Source organism: Kitasatospora sp. NPDC059803 (genome assembly GCF_042732255.1).
Lineage (GTDB): Bacteria > Actinomycetota > Actinomycetes > Streptomycetales > Streptomycetaceae > Kitasatospora.
Map to the genome: position 1 here is coordinate 5,662 of NZ_JBHWIJ010000111.1, position 1,433 is coordinate 7,094.

At 72.3% G+C, this 1,433-nt stretch carries 1 protein-coding gene; it reads left to right on the plus strand.

Annotated features, from left to right (window positions below):
* Positions 1 to 969: 969 nt before the first annotated feature.
* Positions 970 to 1,320 carry a beta/gamma crystallin domain-containing protein gene (locus ACFV6I_RS19200; protein ID WP_063351706.1) on the plus strand — a complete coding sequence of 117 codons (351 nt, stop codon included), beginning with the start codon at positions 970 to 972 and terminating at the stop codon, positions 1,318 to 1,320.
* Positions 1,321 to 1,433 lie beyond the last annotated feature (113 nt).

The window sequence follows — 1,433 nt, forward strand, 5'->3', positions numbered from 1 at the left end:
CCCCCCCCCCCCCCCCGGGGCCCCCCCCCCCCCCCCCCGCCCGGCCGGGCGCAGCCGCGGGCGGGTCGGCGCCCCCGGGGGGGGCACCGACGTGTCCACCCACCGGGCGACGGCTCGTCTCCGATCGGCTCGGCCCGTCGGCCGCCCCTGCGCCGGTCCGGGGGATTCCCCAAGCGGTCACCGCCCACGAGCACGCCGCTCGTCACGGCCCGTACGGGGCCGCCGCCAAGGCCGCCCCGTCGACGCCGGGCGGCAACGTCGGCAACGGCCAGGACGGATCCGGCGCCCAAGCCGGCCGGCCAGCCGCCGGCGAACGGACCGATGCGCTCCTCCAGCATGTCGAACGCCCGGCCCCGGGCCCGCCCGACCTGACAGCCCCCGCAGTCGTCGACCACACCGAGACGGCGCAGCCGGGCGTACTCCCCGGTGTCCTTCCAGCAGTGCCCCGACAGATCGGAGGCGATGGCCAGACGGCCGTACGGCGGCAACGGTGGCGGTGGCTGGCCCCGGGCCTCGTTCCCCGGCTCCGTCACGCGGGGCCCGCCGGCGGTCAGCCCCCGGCGGGACCGAAGAGCTCGGGCGCCGACCACGGCCCGTCCGGGCCCGCCTGGTGGATCCGCGCCAGGACCGACGACTGGTACCCGATAGTGAACACCTCCAAGGCGCCGTTGGCATCCGCGGCGGCGGCGCCCAGGCGCAGCACGGCGAGCAGGTCCGTAGACGAAACGACCCGCCGTCGCCTTCCTTTGAGGAGCAAATCGGCCCGGCCCGGACGGCCATGCGGGTCCGTGTGACAGGTGTGGCAGGTGTGACAGGTGTGGAATTCGGCTCAGCAAAGTCCCGCAAAATTCCCGGCAATTGGAATGATGTCCGAAAATCGTTACACCAGGTTGCGACCTCAACACCTCTTGTTAGTGTCCCTTCAGTTCGACTCGCATGCCCCACCTCACACACCAGGGAGTTTGCGTCATGCTGAAGCGACGAATCGCCGTGGCCGCAGGGGTCGCCATGATGGCTCTGGCCGTCGGCACCGTGCCCGCCCACGCGACCAACGAGGTCAACTTCGCCGAATGCCTGTTTGCCAGCGACTACTTCACCATCGGCATCACCAACGACAACGGCACCGGTTTCAGGAGGTGCTTCGCGAACGCCGGCGACATCTGGATCGACCAGAGGTCGGTCACGAGTTTCAGCAGCGGCAACAACGCCGGGTACTTCGAGTACGAGCCCGGCGACGGCTCCCTCTACCGCCACACTTTCGGCAAGAACCAGGCCATCACCAAGAACTACGGCACCGTCACGACGCTCCACATCAACTGAACCCACCGGCCGGTCACAGGGAGCCGTGCCCCCCGTGACCCCCCCCCCCCCCCGGGCCCCCCCCCCGCCACCCCCCGCGCGGGCGGCGGGGCCCCGGGGGCGCCCGCCCCCCG

Bases quoted from the DNA above. Each gene is read 5' to 3' on its own strand.
- ACFV6I_RS19200 (WP_063351706.1), top strand. From the start codon at position 970: ATGCTGAAGCGACGAATCGCCGTGGCCGCAGGGGTCGCCATGATGGCT.